This window comes from Ruegeria sp. BHSB056 (genome assembly GCF_059613305.1).
The window spans coordinates 1-25,445 of sequence record NZ_JBXWSG010000051.1 but is presented as its reverse complement, the minus strand read 5'-3'; the positions used below and the strand labels follow the sequence as shown (position 1 = coordinate 25,445).

The window sequence follows — 25,445 nt, the reverse complement described above, 5'->3', positions numbered from 1 at the left end:
TGGTCAATGCGCGGCTGGTTGATGCTTGAGAAATTCAACCTGCCCTATCGCAGCCACATGATCGGCCTCTATTCCGGCACCATGGCGCAAGACATGGAACCGCTGGCCCCTGCCCGCCTTGTTCCTGCATTGCGCCTGCCGGATGGAACGGTTGTGGGGGAAAGCTTGGCGATGGCCGAAACCCTGGCCGAACGCCACCCCGATGCCGGGTTGTGGCCTTCGGATGCTGCACCCCGGGCAACCGCCCGCTGGCTATGCGCCGAAATGGTAGCCGGATTCAGCGCCCTGCGTGGAGAATGCGCCATGCAGCTGCGCCACGTGTGGCAAGGCTTTACGCCGTCTGAGGCGACTTTGTCAGACCTGGAGAGGATTGAAACACTCTGGGCACATGCGCGGAGCGTGTCAGGGGCAGACCAAGGCCCGTTATTTGGTGCCTATTCACTGGCAGACGTCTTCTACACACCCGTTGCTGCGCGGATCGTCGGCTATGGGCTGCCGGTGTCAGAGGCGAACCGGGCTTATTGCATGGAATTGCTCTCTGATCCCATAGTCAGACAGTGGCGCGCCATGGGATTGACCGTTGTGTACGACACCTTCCCATACGCGCAGGATTTACCGTCCAGCCCCTGGCCGGTCGTGGGTGTATCTGCTGCGAAGCCGGTTTCAGGTGGTCCGTCAATCAACACCGCCTGCCCGTATTCCGGCAAGCCTGTGACTGAGTTCCTGGAGCTAGACGGGCAATGCTGGGGGTTCTGCAACCCATTCTGCCGGAACAAAACCGTGGCCGATCCCGAAGCATGGCCCAAATTCGCGGCCATGCGCGCAGCCGTTAACGACTCTTAAACCAGAACCGTGGCAGCAACGTCCTGTTAACCAAAACAGGACTGCCATGGTCGCCCGCGCCCACACCGTTGCTTTTCAAGGCGTTGATGCCCGCCCGGTCGAGGTGCAATGCGCAGTCTCACCCGGACTGCCAGCCTTTTCCATCGTGGGCCTGCCCGACAAAGCCGTGTCCGAGGCGCGTGACCGCGTCCGCAGCGCGCTGAACGCTATGGCCATTGCGCTGCCGTCCAAGCGGATCACCATCAATCTGTCCCCTGCCGACCTTCCTAAAGAAGGCAGCCATTTCGACCTGCCCATTGCGGTCGCGCTTTTGTCCGCGCTCGACATCATCCCTGCCGATGCCGCGGAAAGCACCGTTGCGTTGGGGGAGTTGTCACTCGACGGTTCTCTGGTGCCCGTTGTCGGTGCTTTGCCCGCCGCGATGACGGCCGCGTCAGAAGACCGCACATTGCTTTGTCCGCGCGCCTCCAGCGCCGAGGCGGCCTGGGTCGATGCCACTCAGGTGATCGGTGCCGGATCGCTTGGAGAGGTCGTGCGGCATTTTTCGGGCCAATCCCCTTTGCCAGCGGCACAACCCGGCGAAGTGAACCTGACGCCGTCCAACCGCGACCTGCGCGATGTGAAAGGGCAGGAGCGCGCCAAACGTGCCTTGGAAATCGCCGCGGCCGGACGTCACCATCTGATCATGATCGGCACGCCGGGATCGGGCAAATCCATGCTGGCAGCGCGGCTTCCCGGAATTCTACCGCCGCTTACAGCCGTGGAAGCCCTGGAAACGTCGATGATCCAATCGCTATGCGGATTACTGGATGAAGGTGGAATAAACCGCACACGCCCATTTCGCGAACCGCACCACACGGCCTCGATGGCAGCCATAGTTGGTGGTGGAAAAGGGGCCAAACCGGGTGAAATCTCATTGGCCCATAATGGTGTGTTGTTCATGGATGAATTCCCTGAGTTTCCACGAACGGTTCTGGAAACCCTGCGACAACCCATTGAAACCGGAGAAGTCATGGTGGCGCGCGCGAACGCCCATGTGAAATACCCCTGTCGTTTCATGCTGGTCGCCGCCGCCAACCCTTGCAAATGCGGTTATCTGACAGATCCATCGCGCGCCTGTTCGCGAGCACCGGGATGTGGTGAAGATTACCTGAATCGAATCTCGGGCCCGTTAATGGACAGATTCGACCTGCGGATCGAAGTTTCGCCTGTGGGCTTCACCGATCTTGATCTGCCCCCATCCGGCGACAGCTCGGCGACAGTTGCAGCACGTGTCGAAAGGGCGCGTGCCATTCAGGCAGACCGGTTTCGCGACACGCCGGTGTTACGACAAAACGCTGATGCAGAAGGCAAAATACTGGAAGAGATCGCCACGCCCGATGCCGAAGGAAAAGAGCTACTGTTGAAAGCTGCAGATCGGTTCGGCCTGTCAGCCCGGGCCTTCCATAGAATCCTGAGGGTGGCGCGCACCATCGCCGATCTGGACGGCGCGACCGATATCCGCCGACCACACGTGGCTGAAGCGCTGAGTTTTCGCATCTCTGCCCGGGTTATGGCCTAAAGCCTGGCCTCGATGGCCTGCCATATCTTTTCGGCAATATTTACGCCGTCAAACCGTTCCAGTTCCTGAATGCCGGTCGGTGAAGTCACGTTAATCTCGGTCAGATAGTCGCCAATAACGTCAATTCCGACAAAGACCTGACCTTTTTCCTTCAGCAGAGGGCCAATCGCCGCGCAGATCTCAAGATCGCGTTCGGACAAGCCGATCTTTTCCGGACGTCCGCCAACATGCATGTTCGACCGCGTTTCGCCTTCGGCGGGTACCCGGTTGATTGCGCCGACCGCTTCGCCATCCACCAGGATCACCCGTTTGTCGCCATTGCTGACATCCGGCAGGAATTTCTGCACGATCAAAGGTTCGCGCGAGAATCCGGTGAACAGCTCATGCAAGGAAGTCAGGTTGCGGTCATTGGCATCAAGCCGGAACACACCCGCGCCGCCGTTCCCGTAAAGCGGTTTGAGGATGATATCGCCGTGCTTTTCCTTGAACGCCTTGATCGTCTGTAAATCGCGCGCAATCGTTGTTGGCGGGGTCAGGTCGGGGAAATCCAGCACCAACAGCTTTTCCGGGTAGTTGCGCACCCAGAACGGATCGTTGACGACCAGCGTCTGACCCTTGAGACGATCCAGCAAATGTGTGGACGTGATGTAGTGCATATCAAAAGGCGGGTCCTGGCGCAGCCAGACGACATCGAAATCGGCAAGATCCACCTCACGTTCGGGGCCCAGAACCGCAGGATCTCCGGCAACCCTTTGCACGGTCATGTCGTGACCTCGTGCGGTGATGCGACCCTGCTGATAGGCCAAGTGATCCGGACCGTAGAAAAACAGAGAATGCCCGCGCGCCTGTGCCTCTTCCGCCAGACGGAATGAACTGTCGGCGTTGATATCCACGGCCCCGATCGGGTCCATTTGAAAGGCGATTTTCATGGCATGTCCCTCAGTTTCCCGCCAGATACATGGACCAGCACGCCTGTGGGTTCAATGGGGCTTAGCCAAAACCAAAGGCGTTTTCGATGATTTGAACCGCGCCAGAGCCATCCACAAGTGCCGCGTCAAAGCGCACGTTTGTCAGCTGCCCGTCCGGCTCGTTTTCCAAGAACTGCGCGGCGGAGGCATAAATTCGTTCGATCTGCCTGCGGCTGATCCGGGCAGCGGCTTTTTCAAAGCTGGTGCTTTTCTTAACTTCGATAAACACAAGCCCGTCGCCGTCGCGCGCAATCAGGTCGATCTCTCCGCCAGCGCCCCGCCAGCGACGATGCGCTATGGCAAAGCCCCGACGTTCGTAATCTGTAGCGACCTGTGACTCTGCGGCCTGTCCGGCGTGGTAAGAGATCGAACCCTGTCGTTCACGCCGCCCCATGTCATCCCTTGCCCAATTTCAGAGCTTTCTGGTAAATCGGTCGGCGCGGCAGGTCGTACATTTCCGAGACAAGATCCGCTGCATCCCGAACCGAGTGATTTTCCAAAGCTCGTTTCAAAGCTTCTTCTAGATCGGATTCGTTAACACTTTGCGAATGACTGCGGTCCACCAGCAGGACGATCTCGCCTTTGACGGTTTTTTCCCGATACTCCTCTGCCAATTCGGAAAGGCTGCCGCGGCGGGCCTCTTCAAATTTTTTCGTCAGCTCTCGACAAAGCGCAGCCTGCCGTTCAGGCCCCAGGCACTCAGCCAGGTCCGACAGACAGGCGGCAACGCGTTTTGGAGATTCGTAGAACACCAATGTGCCGGGGATGTCCTTCAACGCCTCGATACGGGTACGGCGTGCTTTGGATGCGTTGGGAAGGAAACCTGCAAAAAAGAAGGCGTCGGTGGGAAGCCCCGCCAACGTCAGGGCCGTTACAACAGCTGATGCGCCGGGGGCGCAGGTCACGGTATACCCGGCTTCCGCGGCCTGCTTGCCCAGATCATAGCCCGGATCTGCAATCAGCGGCATTCCCGCTTCGGACGCGTAGGCCACCGATTGCCCCTGCGCCAGCGCCTCCATGATCTTGCCGCGTGCGCCAGCGCCGCTGTGGTCGTGATAAGCCTGGATTCGTCGGCCTTCCAGCGGGATGCCATGTATTTCCATCAAGCGACGTAAACTGCGGGTGTCTTCTGCCGCAATCACATCGGCTGAGGCCAAAACATCCAGGGCTCTGAGCGTAATGTCGCGTGCTGTTCCAATCGGAGTGGCAACAAAATACAGGCCCGCGGCCAACTTGATCATTTGGAAATTCAAAGCTGGACCCTCACAGCGTGACGTTTATTATCGCGGCTCAACAGAACAGAAGCATTCGCAGCCGTCGGATCAGGGAGTTTTCATTTAGATGTTTACCGTTTGCAAGCCCGTAAGCAAGCTGGCGAAAGTCGCCGCTGCCCTGACGACCGCAGCGTTTCTTGCTGCCTGTGAACCGAGTGGTCTTGGCGGAGGGCCCTCGATCAATACCTCGAAACCGGTTCCTGTCGCCTTGCTGGTTCCCAGAGGATCTGCGCAATCTGGTGATGCAGCGCTGGCGCAAAGCCTTGAGAATGCCGCGCGTCTTGCGATGTCGGATTTGCCGAATGTCCAGATCGACTTACGCGTTTATGACACGGCCGGAAACCCGAACACGGCGACGGCAGTTGCACAGCAGGCTGTCGCGGACGGAGCAAAAATCATCATTGGTCCGGTATATGCCCAGGCAGCAAATGCTGCCGGGTTGGCGGTGCTGAGCAAGAACGTCAACGTTCTTTCGTTTTCAAACAACGCCAGCATTGCAGGCGGCAACGTCTTTGTATTGGGCCCGACCTTTGACAACACGGCCAACCGGCTGGTGAATTATGCGGGCAGTCAGGGCAAGGTCAACACGGTGGTCGTGCACAGCAACGACGCCGCAGGACAGTTGGGCCGGTCCGCAATCGCCAATGCCATAGCGAACAGTCGGGTCAACAATGCAGGGACCGTCGCATACGACCGGTCGCAACAGGGCGTCATCAATGCGGTTCCCACGATCAAGGCCACCGTCGATTCGACGGGCGCGGATTCAATCTTTCTGACGGCGACCACGGCGGGGGCATTGCCGCTGTTCTCGCAATTGCTGCCAGAGGCCGGTGTTTCTCCGGCAACCACGCAATTCATTGGCCTGACACGTTGGGATATCCCTCCGCAAACTCTGGAGCTTCCTGGGGTTCAGGGGGGGTGGTTTGCGTTGCCTGACCCGTCTAAGGCACAAGCCTACCGTCAGCGTTACAACGCAACCTACGGCGAAGCACCGCACCCGATCAGCGGCTTGGCCTATGACGGCATCGCCGCAATTGGTGCCTTGGTCAGCCAGGGCAAATCTGACGCCCTGACCGCTTCGGCCCTGACACAGAACGCCGGTTTCCAGGGTGTTGGCGGCATCTTCCGCCTACGCCCGGACGGCACCAACGAACGCGGTCTGGCCGTTGCCACGATCCAGAACAAACAGGTGGTTGTGATTGACCCTGCCCCACAAAGCTTCTCTGGTGCCGGTTTCTGATCTGACGGGCGCGATCAACGTGCCCGAAAGCGCGTTGATCTGCCCCGCCGGGGACATTTTCGACAGCACTGCCGTCAATGATGCGCTGGCTCAGGCCTTTGAGGTCTGCCCGGACAACACCAAAATGCGGTCCGAGACGGTGCGCATTCTGCGCGAGGCTCAAAAGGCCGGCCGCGCGGCCATTGCAGAGGCATTTGGCGAACGTCCTTTCGACGCGCGCGCACTCACGCGCTCATATACATACCTGACGGATCAACTGGTTGGGACGGCGATGCTGGTCTCAAGCGCACGCCTGCATCCGCTTGCAACGCCCACCCAAGGAGAAAAGATCGCCGTTCTGGCTGTTGGCGGTTACGGGCGCGGGGAAATGGCGCCGTTTTCCGACGTCGATCTGCTGTTCCTCACCCCCTACAAGATCACCGCATGGGCCGAGAGCGTCATCGAGTCGATGCTTTATATCCTGTGGGATTTGCGGCTGAAGGTCGGGCATTCGTCACGCACGATCAAGGATTGTCTGCGGCTGGGTGCCGAGGATTTCACAATCCGCACAGCGATGTTAGAGCAACGCTATCTGGCCGGTGACAAGGCGCTGGCGGACGGGTTGGACCGACGGCTGAAAGACGAACTGTTCAAGGGAACCGAACGCGAGTTCATTGAAGCCAAATTGCACGAACGTGATGAACGCCACCACAAACAAGGCGAGCGTTACATGGTCGAACCCAACGTGAAAGAAGGCAAAGGCGGCTTGCGCGATTTGCAATCCCTCTACTGGATCGCGAAATATATCTATGGCGTTCAGGACGTGGCCGAACTGGTGCCTTTGGGCTTGTTCACCCCCGAAGAGTTCAAGACCTTTGTTCAGGCCGAAGAATTCCTTTGGGCTGTGCGCTCGCACCTGCATCTGGTCACCGGTCGCGCGACCGAGCAGCTTACCTTTGACATGCAGGTCGAGGTCGCCGCACGCATGGGGTACGAGGACCGTGCCGGGCGTCGCGCAGTCGAAGTGTTCATGCAGCGGTATTTCCGCGAAGCCACCCGCGTGGGTGAGTTGACGCGCATCTTCCTGACCAAACTCGAATCGCTGCATATGAAAGGTGCGCCGTTGCTGGAGCGCATTTTCCGCAGACGTCGACGGGTCAAGGCAGGTTACAAGGTGGTTCACGGCCGTCTGGATCTGGTGGAACCTGAAAAATTTCTATCCGACAAAGTGAACCTGCTGCGCCTGTTCGAAGAAGGTTTGCGGACAGGTATGCTGATCCATCCCGATGCTATGCGGCTGGTCAGCGCGAACCTGCATCTGATCGATGACGAGATGCGCGGCGACAAGGAAGCCCAGCGCATTTTCCTGGATCTGATGTTGAAACACGGCAACCCGGAACGCGCATTGCGAAGGATGAACGAGCTGGGCGTGCTGTCCGCTTTCCTGCCCGAGTTCGAGCATATCGTGGCGATGATGCAGTTCAATATGTATCACAGCTATACGGTGGACGAGCATACGATCCAATGCATCGTCAATCTTGCCCAGATCGAACGCGGAGAGCTGGTCGAATCCCTGCCTCTGGCGTCATCGATTCTGAAAGGCGGGGTGAACCGAAAGGTGCTGTATGTCGCGCTTCTTCTTCATGACATTGCGAAAGGTCGCCCCGAAGATCACTCGATTCTGGGGGCGCAGATCGCGCGCAAGGTGGCGCCTCGGCTCGGCCTGAACAAATCGGACTCCGAAACCGTCGAATGGCTGGTGCGCTATCACTTGCTAATGTCCGATATGGCCCAAAAACGCGATATCTCCGACCCTCGGACGGTGCGCGATTTTGCCAAGGCCGTTCAGACAACCAAGCGGCTTGATCTGCTGACGGTTCTGACGGTTTGTGACATTCGCGGTGTTGGCCCGACCACCTGGAACAACTGGAAGGCCACCTTGCTGCGCGCTCTGCATGCTGAAACAAAGCGTGCACTGGAAACCGGTATGGAAGACCTGAACCGGGCAAACCGGGGGGCCGAAGCCAAAACAGCGCTCCGCCGTGCTTTGGACAACTGGTCCAAAGCTGACCTCAAGGTCGAGACCGGGCGCCACTACGCCCCTTATTGGCAGGGCCTGAACCTTGCGACGCATATCGAATTTGCCGAGATGCTACACACACTGGAACAAAGCGGCGATCCCGGCGCGATGGAAATTCGCCTGCAACCTGATGAAGACCGGGATGCGACGCGGGCCTGTTTTGCGATGGGCGATCACCCCGGTATTTTTGCCCGCATCGCCGGGGCACTGGCCCTGGTCGGCGCGAATGTCGTCGATGCCCGAAGCTATACCACCAAAGACGGTTACGTGACGGACGCATTCTGGATTCAGGATGCCGAAGGGCACCCGTTCGAGGCATCACGCCTTCCACGCCTGACGCAGATGATTCACAAGACCCTGCGCGGTGAAGTCGTCGCCAAGGAAGCGCTGAAGTCGCGTGACAAAATCAAGAAACGCGAACGCGCTTTCAACGTACCAACGCACATCACATTCGATAACGAGGGCTCTGAAATCTACACGATCATCGAGGTGGACACACGGGACCGCCCAGGCCTGCTGTTTGATCTGACCCGGACCCTGGCCGCGGCGAACGTTTATATCGCCAATGCCGTGATCGCGACCTATGGCGAACAGGTGGTCGATACGTTCTACGTCAAGGACATGTTTGGCTTGAAATATTACTCGGAAAGCAAGCAGCGCGGGCTTGAGGCCAAGCTGCGCACGGCAATCACCGAAGGCGCCGAGCGTGCGGCCTCATGAAGCAAATACGCTTGTTCTCGGGCCTGTTCACGGTCGGCTTCTGGACGCTCGCCAGCCGAATTCTGGGGTTTCTACGGGAAATACTGCTGACGGCCTATATCGGACCGGGCCCAGTGATGGATGCCTTTGTTGCAGCCTTTCGCCTGCCCAACATGTTCCGCCGCTTTTTCGCCGAGGGGGCATTTAACGCGGCCTTTGTGCCGATGTTTTCCAAACGGCTGGAAGCAGACGAAGACCCTCAGGGTTTTGCGCAGGACGCGTTCAATCTTTTGGCCGTGGCTGTTCTTGCGCTGGTCGGGCTGGCCATGGTTTTCATGCCCGGTCTGGTGTGGCTGACCGCCGAAGGGTTTTACGGCGATGAACGGTTCGATCTGGCTGTGGACTATGGATATGTTGTGTTTCCATACATCCTGTTCATGTCTCTGGCTGCCTTGTTTTCAGGCGTTCTGAATGCAACCGGGCGGTTCGCGGCGGCGGCAGCCGCACCTGTTCTGCTCAACATTTTCGCCTGCACCGCCCTGATCGCCGGTGCCATGTCCGGCGGCGAGGTGATCCGGTGGTTGATCCCAGTCATTCCGGTCGCCGGTGTCGCGCAACTGGCGCTGGTCTGGATCGCAACCGAACGCGCCGACATCCACATCCGCCCCAGCATGCCGCGCCTGACGCCCGAAATGCGACGGATGGTACGTATCGCGGTCCCGGCCGCGCTGGCGATGGGGGTCACACAGGTCAATCTGGTTGTCGGGCAATTGGTTGCATCGAAAACCGAAAATGCTGTCAGCTGGCTTTTTGCCGCAGACAGGCTCTACCAGTTGCCTTTGGGTGTTGTAGGCATTGCTGTCGGCATAGTCTTGTTGCCGGACCTGTCCCGCCGTTTGCGTGCGGAGGACAAAGAGGGCGCACGCAATGCCTTTTCCCGGGCCGGTGAGTTCACACTGCTGCTAACGCTGCCTTCGACTGTGGCCTTCGTGGTTATGCCAACCCCCCTCGTGTCGGTGCTGTTCGAACGTGGTCAGTTCGGCCCCGAGGATACGGCCGCCACGGCTCTCGCGGTTGCCATCTACGGGGTCGGGCTTCCGGCCTTCATGTTGCAAAAATTGCTGCAACCGCTGTTTTTTGCGCGCGAGGATACGCGTTCCCCGTTTCACTACGCGGTTGTTGCGATGATCGTGAACGCAGCTCTGGCGTTTGGTCTGTTTCCACTGGTGGGCTGGATCGCGCCAGCAATTGCCGCATCGACTGCGGGGTGGGCGATGGTGGTGCTACTGGCTTTCGGCGCACGACGTATGGGTGAAGAGGCGCGCTTTGATGTCCGGTTCAGAAAGCGCGCAGGCCGGATTGTGGCCGCTTCGCTTGGAATGGGCGCGATCTTATACGCAGCGCTTTACCTGTTCGGGTGGGCATTGGGTGTTCCCGGCTGGCGCTATCTGGCACTGCTGGTCCTGATCATGGTCGCTGCCGTCTCATATTTCCTTCTGGGCCATATCTTCGGCGCCTTCAAACTGTCGGAGTTCAAGCACGCCCTGCGCCGGTCGTGATCAATCCCGGCGAATGCGTCCGACGATCCGTGACCACGCGCCCGGTGCAACAAGAAAAGACAAGCCAAAACCGGTGGCAAACCCACCCAGATCAGCAACCCATTCCCAGTTGCCACCAAAGATCAGGCCGAAAAGAAATTGTATGCCCATAAGGACGGCAATCAATTGAAATGCCCGTGCTTGGTTTGCACCTACAAGTGACAGTTTGCGCCACAACAACCACGTAAATGCGCCAATCAGACCATACACCGGCGGGAACCCTCCGATCAGCGGATAGCGCGGGTCCAGCAACACGGCGTAGGCTAATGCGCCGCCAATGCCCGACACGACAAAAATCAGCAGCATCGGGAAACCGCCGAACACTTCGCCAACCATTTTGCCCATCGCCAGCACGAAAACACAGACGAAAATCGCCTGCGTGAAATTGGCGGATACAAAGGGATAGGTAACAAAGCGGATGACATGTTCGAATGGCCAGCGCCCGTTCAGAACCATCCAGTCGAAAATATCCGCAGAAAACGCATAATGCTGGATCGCATCCAGCCGCCAGCCCACCGCTGCTGGCCCTCCGACCAGCCCGCGTGATCCCAGCGTGAAGGCAATTTCTATCCCGATGATGAACAGAACCAGCGCCACCACAGCAGGTGGCAGAGGGTTCACAGGCGGTGTGTAATGTTCACTGCTCATTGGGCTGGCCTTTCGCGGCTGTTGACGTCCCTTTGCCTCATGGGTAAGCGACGGGGGCTGATTTTTCCAGACAGGAGTTCCCTTTGATGACTGAGTCCCAATTCACGCCGCGCGTGTTTTCCGGCATCCAGCCTTCGGGAAACCTGCACCTAGGGAACTACCTTGGTGCACTCAAGCGATTTGTCGATATGCAGGGCCCCGAATTCGAAACCGTCTATTGCATGGTCGATTTGCACGCCATCACCGTATGGCAGGACCCGGATCGTCTGCGTGAAAAAACACGCGAGGTTTGCGCGGGCTTTATCGCGGCGGGTCTTGATCCAGAAAAATCAATCCTGTTCAACCAAAGCCAGGTGCCCGAGCACACTCAGCTGGCCTGGATTTTCAACTGTGTCGCCCGAATGGGCTGGATGCAACGGATGACGCAGTTCAAGGACAAGGCTGGCAAAAATGCGCAAAATGCCTCGCTTGGCCTGTTTGCATACCCTGCGCTGATGGCAGCCGATATTCTTGTCTACCACGCGACACATGTTCCTGTGGGCGAAGACCAGAAGCAGCACCTGGAATTGACCCGCGATATCGCGATCAAGTTCAACCACGACTACGGCGTCGACTTCTTTCCCGTGACTGAGCCCGTTATTGGAGGCCCTGCCCCGCGCGTGATGAACCTGCGGGACGGTTCGCGCAAAATGTCGTCCTCCGATCCCTCGGACATGAGCCGGATCAATCTGACCGATGATGCCGATGCGATCGCAAAGAAAATCCGCAAGGCCAAGACCGACCCTGACGCTTTGCCGTCGGATGTCGAAGGTCTGGAGGGTCGCCCCGAAGCACGCAATCTGGTCAATATCTACGCAGCACTCAGCGATCAGAGCATCGAGCAGGTTCTGGCCGAAGTTGGGGGCAAGCAGTTCGGTGATTTCAAACCTATGCTGGCTGATTTGGCAGTCGCCAAGCTGGCCCCAATCTCGACTGAGATGTCACGCCTTATGGGAGAACAGGCCGAGATTGACCGGATTCTGGCTCATGGGGCCGAGCGCGCGCGCCAAATCGCCGCTCCGATCCTGCAAAAGACCTATGAAATCGTCGGTATGGTCGGATCTGCACCACGCTGAATGCACTGGACCTTCGCCTGACGCCCACCTAGGGTCTGCCTGAACCAGAGGAGGGCGTCATGGCAACCGGCAAAAACATCCGGACCTATTTTCAGGGCCAATGGCATGACGGGGATACTCCCATCATGCGCGCAGCGGATCACGGGGCGTGGCTGGGGTCTTCGGTCTTTGACGGCGCCCGCTATTTCGACGGGTTGGCCCCTGATCTGCACGCCCATTGCGCCCGGGTGAACCGGTCCGCCGAAGCCCTGATGCTGACACCGACCATGACAACTGAACAGATGGTCGAATTGGTGCATGAAGGGTTGCAAGCCTACAGCCCTGACACGGCTGTCTACATCCGCCCGATGTATTGGGGCATTGACGGCGACAGCACGGCAATCGTTCCGCAGGAAAACAGCACAGGGTTTGCCATCTGTCTGGAAGAAATCCCAATGGCACCTGAAACGGCTTCGGCCACGCTGGCGACCACGCGATTCCGTCGCCCGGTACTGGAATCGGCTGTGGTCAATGCCAAGGCCGGGTGCCTCTACCCCAACAATGCGCGCATGTTGCAAGAGGCACGCTCCAAAGGATTCTCGAACGCTCTGGTCGCTGACCCGATGGGCAATGTGGCCGAAACGGCAACGGCCAACATCTTCATGGTCAAGGATGGCGAGGTCTTTACCCCGATCCCAAACGGCACGTTTTTGGCAGGGATCACGCGGGCGCGACATATCAAGAATCTGCGCGAAGATGGTGTTAAAGTCCATGAAACGGTCTTGGGTTTCGAGGATTTTCACCAGGCGGACGAGGTTTTCATGTCCGGCAATATGAGCAAGATCACACCAGTAACTGCGCTAGAAGACACACAGTTTCAGGTCGGTCCTATTGCCCGCCGTGCCCGCGCACTTTACTGGGACTGGGCTGCAAGCGAACGCTAGTACATCGACATGAACGTGTCCGAGTTGCCAGCATGCAAAGGCTCGGGCATGATCCCTTAAAATTGAAGAGGACGCCCATGCGTAAGTTCTTAGTTGTTCTGGATGACAGCCGTGAATGCCTGAACGCAATGCGGTTCGCCGCGATGCGTGCCGCGCATACAGGCGGCGGTGTGACGATCTTGTCGGTTATTCCACCGGACGAGTTCAATCACTGGATCGGTGTTGCCGAAACCATGCGCGAAGAAGCCCGGGAACGCATCCATGCCCATTTCGAAGTCTTCGCCAAATGGATGCGCGACAAACAGAATGTAGAACCTGAATTGGCCATTCGCGAAGGTGATCCGGTGCCGCAGATCATCGAACATGTATTGTCTGACCCTGAAATCGGCGTTCTTGTTCTTGGGGCGGGAACTGACAAAAAAGGCCCCGGCCCGCTGGTGACCCAGCTCACTAAGAACTCTGGCAGCCTGCCGATCCCGATCACGATTGTTCCCGGTGATCTGAGCAAGGAAAAGCTGGAAGAAATCACCTGAGGATCGAACATGGCGAAGATGTTGCAGTTCTGGTTCGACTTCGCCTCGACCTATTCCTATCTCAGCGCGATGCGGATCGAACAGGCCGCGCAGGACAAAGGTGTCTCGGTCGATTGGCAGCCTTTTCTGTTGGGTCCGATTTTCGCGGATCAGGGATGGCGCACGTCGCCGTTCAACCTGTATCCGGCCAAAGGGCGCTATATGTGGCGCGACATGGAACGTCTTTGCAGCGCACGAGGGCTGCCGTTGGTTCGGCCTGACCCGTTCCCGCAAAACTCTCTTACGGCAGCGCGCCTGGCTCTGGCCCTTGAGCATGGCGAAGAACGGGCTGCCTTTGCAAAGGCTGTTTTCTGCGCTGAATTCGGGGACGGGAGGAACATCTCTGACGAAGGCGTGCTTGAGGATTGCCTGAAGATGGCAGGTCTGCCTGCGGCAGTGATGAATCGCGCAAAAGATCCGAGCATCAAGGCTGCTCTGTTCGAGCAATCTGCGCGCGCAAAAGCACTTGGCCTGTTTGGTGCGCCGAGTTTTGTGGCGGGGACAGAGCTGTTTTGGGGAGATGACCGGCTGGATGACGCGATTCGTTACGCGGTCACGATTTAGAATCGTTCCAAATATTGACTTCTCCGACCCCTGAGCGCATATCAGAAACACCTCAGACGGAGCTGCCTCATGTTCATCCAGACCGAATCCACCCCAAACCCGGCCACGTTGAAATTTCTGCCCGGCCAAACGGTTCTTGAGGCTGGAACCGCGGATTTCCCGACAGCCGAGGCTGGTGACAAGTCCCCATTGGCCAAACGAATCTTTGCCGTAAACGGCGTGACCGGTGTGTTCTTTGGAAACGATTTTGTCACTGTGACCAAATCCGACAATGTTCAGTGGGATCACATCAAACCTGCAATTCTTGGCGCAGTGATGGAGCATTATCAATCCGGCCAGCCCGTCATGGGTGCCGACGCGGCAGCGGCCTCGGGTCATGCCGAACATACCGGAGAAGATGCAGAGATCGTCAATCAGATCAAAGACCTGCTGGACAGCCGCGTGCGCCCGGCCGTAGCACAGGATGGTGGCGACATCACCTTTCATGGTTTTGATCGCGGCATCGTCTACCTGCACATGCAAGGTGCCTGCGCGGGGTGCCCGTCATCAACCCTGACACTGAAGATGGGTATCGAAAACCTGCTACGCCATTACATCCCCGAAGTGACTGAGGTTCGCCCAGTTGCCGTCTGACCCGACGATCCTGGCATTTGATACATCGGCCGCGCATTGCGCGGCCGCTTTGTTGCGTGGCGGTGTGATCGCAGTATCCCGTGTCGAAGACATGTCGCGGGGTCAAGCCGAACGATTGATGCCCTTGCTGCAAGAAGTGCTGACCGAGGCCGGTTGCGTATGGGCCGATCTGGACGCTATCGGTGTTGGGATTGGGCCCGGTAATTTCACGGGTATACGCATCTCGGTCTCTGCCGCCCGGGGCCTTGCCTTGGGCCTTGGCGTCCCGGCGGTGGGCGTTTCTGGGTTCGATGCTCTGATTGAACTGGCAGAAGCGGGGCAACTTCCAGCCATCCCTGCGCCGCGCGAACAGGTATATGTACAACTTCCCGGAACCGGCCCATGCCTTTTGCCTTTGGACGAGGCCGAAAAGCATGGGCCATTGTATGTCTGCCCCGACCCCGCATTGCAGGTACAAGCCGTTGCCAGACTTGCCGCAAAACGATGGCACAGCGTCAGTGCGCCTCCGGCCCCGCTATATGTCAGACCTGCGGACGCGGCCCCATCCCGAGATGTGCCGCCTGTGTTACTGGACCAATGACGCCTTACGAGATGGCAGCGACACATGCAGCGGCATTCACCCAGTCACGCCCATGGACTGCCGATGAATTCGCCGGCCTTATGGAAAACCGGTTCACTGATTACGTTGGAAATGCCCGCTGCTTTGCCCTTTTTCAGGTGATCGCGGGTGAGGCAGAGTTACTGACGATTGCGACTCACCCCACGTTTCAAAGACAAGGTCTCGGGTTTCAGACCATGCGCATCTGGCACGACCGGGCAGTCACTTTGCAGGCAAACCGCGCATTTCTGGACGTGGCTGCCGACAATGTTGCAGCAATCGCGCTGTACGGGCGATGCGGGTATCGCCAGTGCGGTCGGCGCAAAGGTTATTATTCTAGAAAAACAGGCCCAAATATCGATGCTCTTGTGATGGAACGCGCACTGCCCTAACGGCAACCAAAGATTTTTTAGACCATCTGGTCAGAAATCAATTGACCATGACGGTTGCAAACGTCCTTAATTCCCGCCATCACAACACTTATGCTCGCTAAAAGTGGGTAAACGGGGCTAATCTGACCTCGTGCCAACAAAAAAATGGGAGACTTAAATGACCCTGATGAAATCCTTGATGGGTGCTGCCGCTGCTGTCGCTCTGACCGCAGGTGCAGCTTTCGCTGAACCGGCGCTGATCTTTGACTTGGGCGGCAAGTTCGACAAATCTTTCAACGAAGCCGCATATAATGGCGCGCAGCGTTGGGCCGATGAGACCGGCGGCGAATACCGCGAGATCGAGATTCAGTCGGAAGCACAGCGCGAACAGGCTCTGCGCCGTTTCGCAGAATCAGGTGCAAACCCGATCATCACCATGGGCTTTGGTATGGCTGATCCATTGTCGGCCGTTGCAGGTGACTATCCTGAAACCAAATTCGTGGCTGTCGACGTGAACTGGTTGGACATCCCCAACATCCGCCAGATCGGCTTTGCCGAGCATGAAGGATCGTACCTGGTTGGCATGATGGCAGCGATGGCATCGAAATCGGGCACCGTTGGCTTTATCGGCGGTATGGACATTCCGCTGATCCGCCACTTTGGCTGCGGATACGCACAAGGCGCCAAAGCCGTGAACCCGGACATCAATGTTGTCGCCAACATGACCGGCACCACCCCTGCGGCGTGGAACGATCCTGTAAAAGGTTCGGAACTTACAAAAGCACAGATCAGCCAGGGTGCTGACGTGATCTATGCCGCAGCTGGTGGTACAGGTGTAGGCGTTCTGCAAACGGCAGCTGACGAAGGCATCCTGTCGATCGGCGTGGACAGCAACCAGAACCACCTGCATCCGGGCAAGGTCCTGACGTCGATGCTGAAGCGTGTGGACGTCGCGGTGTATGACGCGATGAAAGCAGGTGACGCCGTAGAAACCGGCGTGTTCACAATGGGTCTGGCCGAGGAAGGTGTTGGCGTCGCCATGGACGATAACAACAAAGAACTTGTTTCGGCCCAAATGAACGATGCGGTGGAAGAAGCCCGCAAAGCCATCATCAACGGCGATATCACCGTTGTCAGCTATTACGAGAACGACAGCTGCCCCGCACTGCAGTTCTGATACCGCGCGGGGCGGAAGGAACCCTTCCGCCCTGCCATCCACTCTGCCATCCGTGCCACCTGCCGGATGGGCTTTTCGGCAGTTGAGGGTAAGACATGACCGTCCCCGCCATTGAGCTCAAAGGGATTTCCAAATCCTTTGGGCCGGTTCAGGCCAACAAAGACATCTCAATCAGCGTCGCCCCCGGTACGATCCATGGGATTATCGGTGAAAACGGTGCGGGCAAATCCACGCTGATGAGCATCCTCTACGGCTTTTACAAAGCCGACAAAGGTGAAATTTGGATCAACGGGACAAAGACCGAAATCCCTGACAGCCAGGCGGCTATCGCCTCGGGCATCGGGATGGTGTTTCAGCATTTCAAGCTGGTGGAGAATTTCACGGTTCTGGAAAACATCGTTCTGGGTGCTGAAGATGGCGGCCTTCTGGCTCCGTCTCTGGCCAAGGCGCGTAAAGAACTGAAAGAATTGGAAGAAGAATACGAACTGTTCGTTGACCCCGACAAACGCATTGATGAGATCGGTGTGGGGATGCAGCAGCGCGTCGAGATTTTGAAGGCTTTGTATCGCAAGGCCGAGATTCTGATTCTGGATGAACCGACTGGTGTTCTGACCCCGGCTGAAGCTGACCAGCTGTTCCGTATCCTGAATCGTCTGCGGGCCGAAGGGAAAACGATCATTGTGATCACCCACAAGCTGCGCGAAATCATGGAAAACACCGATACCGTTTCGGTCATGCGCCGTGGGCAGATGACAGCTACGGTGAAAACTTCGGACACCAGCCCGGAAGAACTGGCCGAGCTGATGGTAGGCCGCAAGGTTTTGCTGCAAGTCGACAAGGTGCCTGCGACACCGGGCAAACCCATTCTTGAGATCGAAAAGCTGAGTGTTTTTGATTCCGCCGGAGTTGAACGGGTAAAAGGCATCGACCTGACCGTGCGTGCCGGTGAGATCGTCGGCATTGCCGGTGTGGCGGGCAATGGACAGTCGGAGTTGCTGGAGGTTCTGGGCGGGATGCGTCCGGGACAAGGCTCGATCAAGCTGAACGGCGAACCGCTGGCCCTAAGCGGTGCCGGATCAGACGGTCAGGCGCGTCGTGCACAGCGCATCGCGCATGTGCCCGAAGACCGTCAGCGCGAAGGTTTGATTATGGATTTCCACGCGTGGGAAAACGTGGCCTTCGGCTATCACCGCGACCCGGCCTATAAACACGGCATCTTTATGGACAACTCCGCTCTGCGCGCTGACACCGAAGCCAAGATCGAGAAATTTGATGTCCGGCCACCAGACCCTTGGCTTGCCGCCAAAAGCTTTTCGGGTGGGAACCAACAGAAAATCGTCGTTGCCCGCGAAATCGAGCGAAACCCTGACCTGCTGCTGGTCGGCCAGCCGACACGTGGCGTTGATATCGGGGCAATCGAATTCATTCACAAGCAGATCGTGGCCCTGCGCGACCAAGGCAAGGCGATCCTTCTGGTTTCGGTCGAGTTGGAAGAGATCTTCTCGCTGTCCGACCGGATCGCAGTGATGTTTGACGGGCATATCATGGGTGAACGCCTGCCCAATGAAACAGATGAAAAAGAACTTGGCCTGCTGATGGCCGGTGTTGCAGGAGAGGCCGCGTAGGATGGAAAAAATGCCTAAATGGGCCGATGTCGTTCTGATCCCGCTGATCAGTCTGATGCTGGCCGCTATCCTGTCGGCGCTGGTCATTCTCGCCATCGGAGAAAACCCCGTCGAAGCTGTAAAGCTGATGGTTTCGGGCGCGCTGGGGTCAACCTATGGGTGGGGCTACACGCTCTATTACGCGACGAATTTCATGTTTACTGGTCTTGCGGTCGCCGTCGCATTCCACGCCCGCTTGTTCAACATCGGTGGTGAAGGTCAGGCGATGTTGGGCGGTCTTGGGGTGGCCATGGTTTGCCTGTATGTCGACTGGCCGCATTGGAGCATTGCATTGCTTGCGGCCTGCGCCGCATCAATGCTGTTTGGCGCGTTTTGGGCCGCTATCCCGGCCTATCTTCAGGCCAAGCGCGGCAGCCATATAGTGATCACCACGATCATGTTCAATTTTATTGCCGCTGCCTTTCTGAACTACATGCTGGTCAATGTCATGCGCCCGCAAGGGTCGCAGGACCCGGCAACCGCACGGTTCCCAGAATCCGTCCATCTGCCAACGTTCCAGTCAATGTTCTCAACCGCAGAGAACGTGGTGTTCAGGGGCGCTCCGGTAAACATTACGTTCTTCATCGCTTTGCTGGCCTGTGTCGTCGTCTGGGCGCTGATCTGGCGGACCCGGCTGGGCTATGAAATCCGTGCGTATGGCTACTCGGAAACCGGAGCGGTCTATGCTGGCATCTCGCCTGTTCGCATTACCATTGTTGCGATGCTGATCTCGGGTGCGCTGGCAGGTTTGATGGCCATCAACAACGTCATGGGCGAGGCGGAGCGCCTTGTCCTGAACTCGACAGAAGGCGCTGGGTTCATCGGGATTGCCGTGGCCCTTATGGGGCGCTCACACCCGTTCGGGGTATTGCTGGCCGCGCTTTTGTTCGGGTTCCTGTATCAGGGCGGTGCGGAACTGGCGCTGTGGGCATCGATCCCGCGTGAACTGATCGTGGTCATTCAGGCGCTGGTGATCCTGTTCACTGGGGCGCTGGACAACATGGTGCGGATGCCGCTTGAGAAACTGTTCCTTGGTATGCGGAAGAGGGCAGAGTAATGGACTTCTTCGTAACCCTCATCCAGGTTCTGGATTCGACCATCCGCCTGTCCACGCCGCTTTTGCTGGCCTGTTTGGCGGGTCTGTACTCGGAACGGGCAGGTATTTTCGACATCGGTTTGGAAGGCAAAATGCTGGTGGCCGCGTTCTTTTCTGCGGCTGTCGCGGCGGTTACCGGTTCAGTCTGGCTGGGATTGCTGGCTGGCATCGGATCCTCATTGGCGCTATCAGGGCTGCACGGGTTGGCATCGATAACCTTCCGGGGCAACCAGCTCATCTCGGGTGTCGCCATCAACTTTCTCGCCTCGGGCCTGACAGTGCTCGTCGCCCAAAGCTGGTTCCAGCAGGGCGGTCGCACGCCCTCGCTCTTTGGTGGCGGCCGGTTCGAACCCATCAACTTTCCATTTTCCGATGCGCTTGGAGGGGTTCCGATTGTCGGCCCGATCTATTCCGAACTGCTCTCAGGCCATTCCATCCTTGTTTATGTGGCATTCCTGATGGTCCCAGCGACATGGTGGGTGCTCTTCCGCACACGGTTCGGCCTGCGCCTGCGGGCTGTGGGTGAAAACCCGGCAGCGGTCGACACAGCAGGCGTGTCCGTGGTTGGCCTACGTTTCGCAGCCGTTGCGATCTGTGGTGTACTTTGTGGTATTGCAGGTGCTTACCTGGCAACGGCTTTGCAGGCTGGGTTCGTCAAGGAAATGACCGCTGGTCGCGGCTTTATTGCACTGGCTGCCCTGATCTTTGCCAAATGGCGCCCGTGGCACGCCATGTGGGCCTGTTTGCTGTTTGGCCTGCTTCAGGCCGTAGCACTTCGGTTCCAGAACATCGATCTTGGCGGCATAGTGATTCCGGTCCAGGTGATGGATGCCCTGCCCTATATTCTGACAGTGGTTATTCTGGCCGGGTTTGTTGGCAAGGCCGTACCACCGCGTGCAGGCGGAGAGCCCTACATCAAGGAGCGCTAATAAGGCCAGTTCCGAAATGAGTTTCGGTCCTGTTCGCTGCAAGGCGGCATGCAGAGTTGATTTTGCATGCCGCAACCGTTCTAAGAGGGTATGCACGTATACCTTCCCATAGCCGAAGTTTCTGTCAGCCCATTCCTGCTGTTGGGGATCGGTGGGGTCGTCGGTGTTTTATCTGGCATGTTCGGGGTCGGCGGAGGATTTTTGATCACTCCGCTGCTGTTTTTTATCGGCATTCCCCCGGCGGTTGCCGTGGCCACATCGGCCAATCAGGTTGTCGCCTCTTCTATTTCGGGATTGCTGGCGCATCTCAGGCGCAAGACCGTGGACCTAAAGATGGGAAGCGTTCTGCTGACCGGAGGGTTGTTTGGCGCGGCCCTGGGTATGCTGGTTTTCAATTTTCTCAAACACCTCGGTCAGGTCGATCTGGCTGTACAGATTTGCTACGTCGTGTTTCTGGGGGCCATCGGGACCCTCATGTTCATCGAAAGCCTTGCCGCAATCCGAAAGGCCAGCAAGTCCGGTACTCAACCAGCCCCCAAGCGACGCCAGCGTACATGGGTTCACACACTGCCCTTCAAGATGCGGTTTCGGGCATCAAGCCTTTATATCTCGGTTATACCACCTGCGCTGGTCGGGTTTGGCGTTGGCATCCTGTCTGCGATCATGGGTGTCGGCGGAGGGTTCATCATGGTGCCCGCGATGATCTATGTTCTTGGCATCCCGACCAAAGTGGTCATCGGGACATCCCTGTTCCAGATCATTTTCGTCGCCGGTTTCACAACCATGATACATGCGTCGACAAATTTCAGCGTCGACATCGTCCTTGCCCTGTTCCTGTTGACCGGCGGAGTTCTGGGCGCACAGTTGGGGACGCAGATCGGTGCGCGTCTGAAAGCAGAACAGCTGCGCATTCTACTCGCGCTTCTTGTCATGAGTGTTGCCGGAAAGATCGGATTTGACCTTCTGTTGCCGCCAATAGAGATCTTTTCTCTGGCAGAACCGGGAGGGGTATGATGTTGATTGATCCGCGCCACGCGACAATTACCGCTCTTGAACTCGAGTGTGATAGAAGGCAAGCCAAGACCCAGCGCAAAGTGACGGTATCATGCATATTTACCTGCCCATAGCCGAAGTCTCGGTAAATGCATTTCTACTCCTTGGTCTGGGTGGAATGGTTGGAATTCTGTCGGGGATGTTCGGGGTCGGCGGCGGGTTCCTCATGACGCCGCTGCTGTTCTTCATTGGCATACCACCGGCTGTTGCGGTTGCGACCGAGGCCAATCAGATTGTTGCCTCGTCTTTTTCCGGGGTGCTGGCCCATTTTCGACGAAAGACCGTAGACCTCAAGATGGGTACGGTATTGTTAACAGGTGGTCTGATCGGGGCTGCGTTGGGTGTTGTTGTCTTTAACTACCTAAAAAGCCTGGGCCAGGTCGACCTTCTGGTAACCCTTTGTTACGTGGTCTTCCTTGGTATCATTGGCAGTCTGATGTTCATCGAAAGCCTGAGGGCGCTGCGCAAAGCCAAGAAAGGCGGGGCAGCGCCAGCTAAGCGCCGCCAACGTGGCTGGGTTCATTCAATGCCCTTCAAGATGCGCTTTCGCACATCAGGTCTGTATATCTCGGTCATTCCACCGGCTGTGGTTGGTCTAAGCGTCGGGGTCTTGTCCGCGATCATGGGTGTCGGTGGCGGTTTCATCATGGTCCCGGCGATGATCTACCTGCTGGGAATGCCTACCAAAGTCGTTGTCGGCACATCGTTGTTTCAGATCATCTTTGTAACTGCATTTACAACAATGCTGCACGCGACCACCAACTATACTGTGGACATTGTCCTGGCGGTTTTGCTGCTGGTCGGAGGCGTCGTTGGCGCCCAGATCGGAACCGTAATCGGTTCGCGCATGCCGGCTGAACAGCTGCGCGTTCTATTGGCCGCGCTGGTTTTGGTTGTCTGCGGCAAGCTGGCCCTTGATCTGCTTCTTGAACCATCCGAGCTTTATTCGCTTGGCAACAGCGGGGGGCATTGAGAATGCTGCGCTATGTCTTTGCCGCTTTGTGCCTGTTCAGCCTGCCCGCCGCAGCCGATGAAGAGCAGGTTGTCCTGGGCCTCAGCCAGGATCGTGTTGCGATCACCGCCGACTTTGACGGGTCCGAGATCCTCATCTTCGGGGCCATCAAACGGGAAACCCCTATTCCCCCAGGCCCACCGGTCGCGGTTATCGTCGCAGTTGCTGGCCCGTCCGAGCCTGTCACGGTTCGCCGCAAGGAACGAAAGCTGGGGATTTGGGTAAACACCGATAGCGTGCTGGTCGACTTGGCACCAAGTTTCTACGCAGTTGCCACCAGCGAACCGTTAGATCAAATACTGACCGATACCGAAGACCTGCGTCACCGCATTTCGATTGAACGCGCGATCCGGTCTGTCGGAGCGGCGATGCACATCCGTGGTGCTCAGGATTTTGCAGATGCCGTAATCCGTATCCGTGAATCCGAACAGCTGTATTCCATCCGTGAGAACACAGTGGCCGTGGACGAACAAACCTTGTTCCGGACGTCAATCGACATGCCCGCGGACCTGACCGAAGGGGATTATTCCGCCCGGATCTTCCTGACCCGCGGAGGAGAGGTTGTATCGCAATACGAAACCACAATCGATGTCCGCAAAGTCGGGTTAGAGCGGTTTCTGTACAACATGTCCCGTCAGCAACCCGTTTGGTACGGGCTGATGTCATTGGTTATCGCAATTGCAGCAGGTTGGGGCGCGTCGACAGCGTTCCGTCTGTTGCGGGAAAACTGACACTCACCCCCTGCCGATATAGGGCATGGTCGTGGCCATGACCGTCATGAACTGCACATTTGCTTCGGGTGGCAGGGTGGCCATATGCAGAACAGACCGCGCGGCATCCTCAACTGCCATGGTTGGGTCCGGCGTCTGGCCTGCCGACTGCGCCGCATCCACCAGATCCTGAACCATCTGCGTGCGTGCGTTGCCGATGTCGATCTGACCACATGCAATTCCAAATGATCGCCCATCCAGTGAAAGGCTGCGCGTCAGCCCGGTAACGGCATGTTTGGTCGCTGAATAGTGTACAGAATTCGGGCGCGGAACATGCGCTGCAATCGAGCCGTTATTGATGATCCGCCCGCCCTGCGGGCTTTGATGACGCATGATCCCAAAGGCCTCGCGCGCGCATAGAAACATACCGTTCAGATTGACGTTGACGGTTTGATACCAATCGTCCAACGCGATTTCGTCGATTGTGCCGCCGCGGGCAAAAATCCCAGCATTGTTAAACACAACATCAAGTCGCCCTGCCCGCTCCGTGAAGGCGTGGAACGCCTGTTTGACTGCGTCCGGGTCGGTCACATCTGCGGGCAATGCTATGGCCGCCGGGTATTCCTGCGCGAGGGCATTCAGCTTGTCCGCGCTGCGCGCCAGCAGCCCGACCGTCCAGCCCTGTACCAGAAAAAGCTCGGCGGTGGCCCGACCGATGCCAGAGCTTGCACCAGTTACGATTATGGAACCCATGTCTCTTCTGTCTCCAGTGTGAGTGAAACTGCGGGGACCGCGCGCAAATCATCTATCTGTAACGGGTGGGTCGGTTTTGACAATCGATTGCGAACCACCCAGATCAAACGCTCTTGTGCGCGGGTGATCGCAACATAAGCCAAACGCTTCCACAAAGGTTGCCCGGCCTCGGAACGACCCATACGGGCGGCGGCGTAAATGTCGGGGGCAAACACCTGAACCGTGTCCCACTGTGATCCTTGCGCCTTGTGTATCGTCACAGCAGCCCCGTGCAAAAACGTTGCCCCCATGCGAGCGGCAAAAGGAATGAACGGCTCTTCCTCATCCGGTTTTTCGATCTGGACAATCGACGCAGCGCTGACCTGAGGGTCTTCGGCTCCCATCACATGCAAGCGCGAAAACCCAGGCTTACGACCGGGGCCAAGATAGACAACCTGGGCCCCTTTGATCAGGCCGCGCGCCTCAAGATCCAACCGCTTCTTGCGGTGCTTCAACGGCAACTCGATCCCGTCGCAGATCAGCGGCTCACCTTCCAAAAGCTCGGTATCCGGCGCGCCGTGAACTTGCCTGAACGCCTGTATTAAACGAATGCGCGTGGCGTTGCGCCAGACCAGAACCGGGCTGCGCGCCATCAGATCAACTTCGACCCGCTGCCCCCAAACGACCCTGTCATCCCGCCGGGCTGTGTCTTCGACCAGACGCTCAAATTCTTCAAATCCCATCGACGGATCGCCAAGAGCGTGCGCCAGATTCAGAATCGGGTTATCCGCGTCCTGCCGATGCACACGCTGAAGCGTCAGCTTTCGCGGCTCGGGCAAGGCTTCAAACACCATGCTGCCGGACTGATTGACCGGAGCCAGCTGTGCGGGATCACCGAACAGTAGAAGGGTCGGGAATATCTCTTTCAGGTCCTCGAACTGACGATCATCCAGCATCGACGCCTCATCGACAAACCCGATATCCAGCGGTTCCTCACGGCGTTTCCAACCGGTAATGAAATCTGAACCGCGCAATCCGGCTGCGGCCAGCGCTCCGGGTATCGATTTGTTGTTACGATAAAACGCAGCAGCACGGTCCAAAGCTTCGTCTGTCAGACCTTCGATCTCGGGGCGCTCATCATTTCCGGCCAGCCACTCGGCGATACGCTCGTATTCCGGGTCATAGACCGGCGTATAAAGGATGCGGTGAATAGTGGTTGCCGGAACACCGCGAAGGCGCAGAACACTTGCGGCTTTGTTCGTGGGGGCCAGAATAGCAAGGCTGCGCTTGTCTCTGGATTTCCGGCTTTCGTAATCGCCGGACACGACCTGAACACCGGTCTCAGCCAGCGCTTTGTAAAGTTCGGCCAGTAGCAACGTTTTGCCGGACCCGGCCTTGCCGATGAC

25 protein-coding genes are annotated in these 25,445 nt (G+C 57.7%); 19 read left to right on the top strand and 6 right to left on the bottom strand.

Annotated elements, in window-relative coordinates; all coding sequences use genetic code 11:
* A partial coding sequence (locus AC2FND_RS13140) for a glutathione S-transferase (RefSeq protein WP_496770202.1) occupies nucleotides 1-843 on the top strand: 843 nt, incomplete at its 5' end.
* Between the two features lie 46 nt (nucleotides 844-889).
* Nucleotides 890-2,404, top strand: coding sequence for a YifB family Mg chelatase-like AAA ATPase (locus tag AC2FND_RS13135; RefSeq protein WP_496770201.1), 1,515 nt, complete (start codon nucleotides 890-892; stop codon nucleotides 2,402-2,404).
* Here the strand turns inward: AC2FND_RS13135 and gshB are convergent.
* The 3 genes from gshB to rsmI all read right to left on the bottom strand — a co-directional run bounded on the left by gshB (nucleotide 2,401) and on the right by rsmI (nucleotide 4,625).
* On the bottom strand, nucleotides 2,401-3,333 hold the full coding sequence (gene gshB / locus AC2FND_RS13130) for a glutathione synthase (RefSeq protein WP_480545912.1): 933 nt from the start codon (nucleotides 3,331-3,333) through the stop codon (nucleotides 2,401-2,403). The two genes, AC2FND_RS13135 and gshB, sit on opposite strands and share 4 nt — an antisense overlap.
* Before the next feature lie 61 nt (nucleotides 3,334-3,394).
* Nucleotides 3,395-3,766: a YraN family protein gene (locus AC2FND_RS13125; protein ID WP_496770200.1), complete on the bottom strand. Its 372-nt coding sequence runs from the start codon at nucleotides 3,764-3,766 to the stop codon at nucleotides 3,395-3,397.
* A gap of 1 nt (nucleotide 3,767) precedes the next feature.
* A complete protein-coding gene (gene rsmI / locus AC2FND_RS13120; RefSeq protein ID WP_496770199.1) occupies nucleotides 3,768-4,625 on the bottom strand; it encodes a 16S rRNA (cytidine(1402)-2'-O)-methyltransferase in 858 nt (285 codons plus the stop codon).
* 88 nt (nucleotides 4,626-4,713) lie between these two features.
* Between rsmI and AC2FND_RS13115 the strand changes: the two genes are divergently transcribed.
* The 3 genes from AC2FND_RS13115 to murJ are packed head-to-tail and all read left to right on the top strand — an operon-like array spanning nucleotide 4,714 to nucleotide 10,203.
* Nucleotides 4,714-5,886, top strand: a complete 1,173-nt coding sequence (locus AC2FND_RS13115; protein ID WP_496770198.1) for a penicillin-binding protein activator — start codon at nucleotides 4,714-4,716, stop codon at nucleotides 5,884-5,886.
* Nucleotides 5,846-8,665, top strand: a complete 2,820-nt coding sequence (locus tag AC2FND_RS13110) for a [protein-PII] uridylyltransferase (RefSeq protein WP_496770196.1) — start codon at nucleotides 5,846-5,848, stop codon at nucleotides 8,663-8,665. Before AC2FND_RS13115 ends, AC2FND_RS13110 begins: the two co-directional genes overlap by 41 nt.
* Nucleotides 8,662-10,203 carry a murein biosynthesis integral membrane protein MurJ gene (murJ, locus tag AC2FND_RS13105; protein ID WP_496770195.1) on the top strand — a complete coding sequence of 514 codons (1,542 nt, stop codon included), beginning with the start codon at nucleotides 8,662-8,664 and terminating at the stop codon, nucleotides 10,201-10,203. Before AC2FND_RS13110 ends, murJ begins: the two co-directional genes overlap by 4 nt.
* Here the strand turns inward: murJ and AC2FND_RS13100 are convergent, their stop codons facing one another.
* Nucleotides 10,204-10,890, bottom strand: coding sequence for a rhomboid family intramembrane serine protease (locus tag AC2FND_RS13100; RefSeq protein WP_480585624.1), 687 nt, complete (start codon nucleotides 10,888-10,890; stop codon nucleotides 10,204-10,206). It lies immediately after the preceding gene.
* Between the two features lie 86 nt (nucleotides 10,891-10,976).
* Between AC2FND_RS13100 and trpS the strand changes: the two genes are divergently transcribed.
* From trpS to AC2FND_RS13030, 14 genes are all read left to right on the top strand, one after another.
* On the top strand, nucleotides 10,977-12,005 hold the full coding sequence (trpS, locus tag AC2FND_RS13095; RefSeq protein ID WP_496770193.1) for a tryptophan--tRNA ligase: 1,029 nt from the start codon (nucleotides 10,977-10,979) through the stop codon (nucleotides 12,003-12,005).
* Nucleotides 12,006-12,064: 59 nt separating this feature from the next.
* On the top strand, nucleotides 12,065-12,928 hold the full coding sequence (locus tag AC2FND_RS13090) for a branched-chain amino acid aminotransferase (protein ID WP_496770192.1): 864 nt from the start codon (nucleotides 12,065-12,067) through the stop codon (nucleotides 12,926-12,928).
* Nucleotides 12,929-13,005: 77 nt separating this feature from the next.
* Complete coding sequence (locus tag AC2FND_RS13085) at nucleotides 13,006-13,461, top strand: universal stress protein (protein WP_209506457.1); 456 nt, start codon at nucleotides 13,006-13,008, stop codon at nucleotides 13,459-13,461.
* 9 nt (nucleotides 13,462-13,470) lie between these two features.
* A complete protein-coding gene (locus tag AC2FND_RS13080) occupies nucleotides 13,471-14,064 on the top strand; it encodes a 2-hydroxychromene-2-carboxylate isomerase (protein ID WP_496770190.1) in 594 nt (197 codons plus the stop codon).
* A gap of 69 nt (nucleotides 14,065-14,133) precedes the next feature.
* Nucleotides 14,134-14,697, top strand: coding sequence for a NifU family protein (locus tag AC2FND_RS13075; RefSeq protein ID WP_480483192.1), 564 nt, complete (start codon nucleotides 14,134-14,136; stop codon nucleotides 14,695-14,697).
* Nucleotides 14,687-15,277, top strand: a complete 591-nt coding sequence (gene tsaB, locus AC2FND_RS13070) for a tRNA (adenosine(37)-N6)-threonylcarbamoyltransferase complex dimerization subunit type 1 TsaB (RefSeq protein ID WP_496770188.1) — start codon at nucleotides 14,687-14,689, stop codon at nucleotides 15,275-15,277. The genes AC2FND_RS13075 and tsaB overlap by 11 nt, the downstream gene beginning before the upstream one ends.
* Nucleotides 15,274-15,687, top strand: coding sequence for a GNAT family N-acetyltransferase (locus AC2FND_RS13065; protein ID WP_480506752.1), 414 nt, complete (start codon nucleotides 15,274-15,276; stop codon nucleotides 15,685-15,687). The genes tsaB and AC2FND_RS13065 overlap by 4 nt, the downstream gene beginning before the upstream one ends.
* Nucleotides 15,688-15,844: 157 nt before the next feature.
* Entirely contained in the window at nucleotides 15,845-16,843 is a 999-nt protein-coding gene (locus AC2FND_RS13060) for a BMP family lipoprotein (RefSeq protein ID WP_480483186.1), read from the top strand.
* A gap of 95 nt (nucleotides 16,844-16,938) precedes the next feature.
* Nucleotides 16,939-18,468, top strand: a complete 1,530-nt coding sequence (locus tag AC2FND_RS13055) for an ABC transporter ATP-binding protein (RefSeq protein WP_496770186.1) — start codon at nucleotides 16,939-16,941, stop codon at nucleotides 18,466-18,468.
* Nucleotide 18,469: 1 nt separating this feature from the next.
* Nucleotides 18,470-19,564, top strand: a complete 1,095-nt coding sequence (locus AC2FND_RS13050) for an ABC transporter permease (protein ID WP_496770184.1) — start codon at nucleotides 18,470-18,472, stop codon at nucleotides 19,562-19,564.
* Nucleotides 19,564-20,532: an ABC transporter permease gene (locus AC2FND_RS13045; RefSeq protein ID WP_496770182.1), complete on the top strand. Its 969-nt coding sequence runs from the start codon at nucleotides 19,564-19,566 to the stop codon at nucleotides 20,530-20,532. Before AC2FND_RS13050 ends, AC2FND_RS13045 begins: the two co-directional genes overlap by 1 nt.
* A gap of 90 nt (nucleotides 20,533-20,622) precedes the next feature.
* Nucleotides 20,623-21,546 carry a sulfite exporter TauE/SafE family protein gene (locus AC2FND_RS13040; RefSeq protein WP_496770181.1) on the top strand — a complete coding sequence of 308 codons (924 nt, stop codon included), beginning with the start codon at nucleotides 20,623-20,625 and terminating at the stop codon, nucleotides 21,544-21,546.
* A gap of 91 nt (nucleotides 21,547-21,637) precedes the next feature.
* Nucleotides 21,638-22,558, top strand: coding sequence for a sulfite exporter TauE/SafE family protein (locus AC2FND_RS13035; RefSeq protein WP_209506479.1), 921 nt, complete (start codon nucleotides 21,638-21,640; stop codon nucleotides 22,556-22,558).
* 2 nt (nucleotides 22,559-22,560) lie between these two features.
* A complete protein-coding gene (locus tag AC2FND_RS13030; RefSeq protein ID WP_209506481.1) occupies nucleotides 22,561-23,328 on the top strand; it encodes a TIGR02186 family protein in 768 nt (255 codons plus the stop codon).
* A gap of 3 nt (nucleotides 23,329-23,331) precedes the next feature.
* Here the strand turns inward: AC2FND_RS13030 and AC2FND_RS13025 are convergent, their stop codons facing one another.
* On the bottom strand, nucleotides 23,332-24,060 hold the full coding sequence (locus AC2FND_RS13025) for an SDR family oxidoreductase (protein WP_496770179.1): 729 nt from the start codon (nucleotides 24,058-24,060) through the stop codon (nucleotides 23,332-23,334).
* The coding region (locus tag AC2FND_RS13020; RefSeq protein ID WP_496770177.1) for an ATP-dependent DNA helicase at nucleotides 24,048-25,445 on the bottom strand (1,398 nt) is incomplete at its 5' end. The genes AC2FND_RS13025 and AC2FND_RS13020, both read right to left, overlap by 13 nt.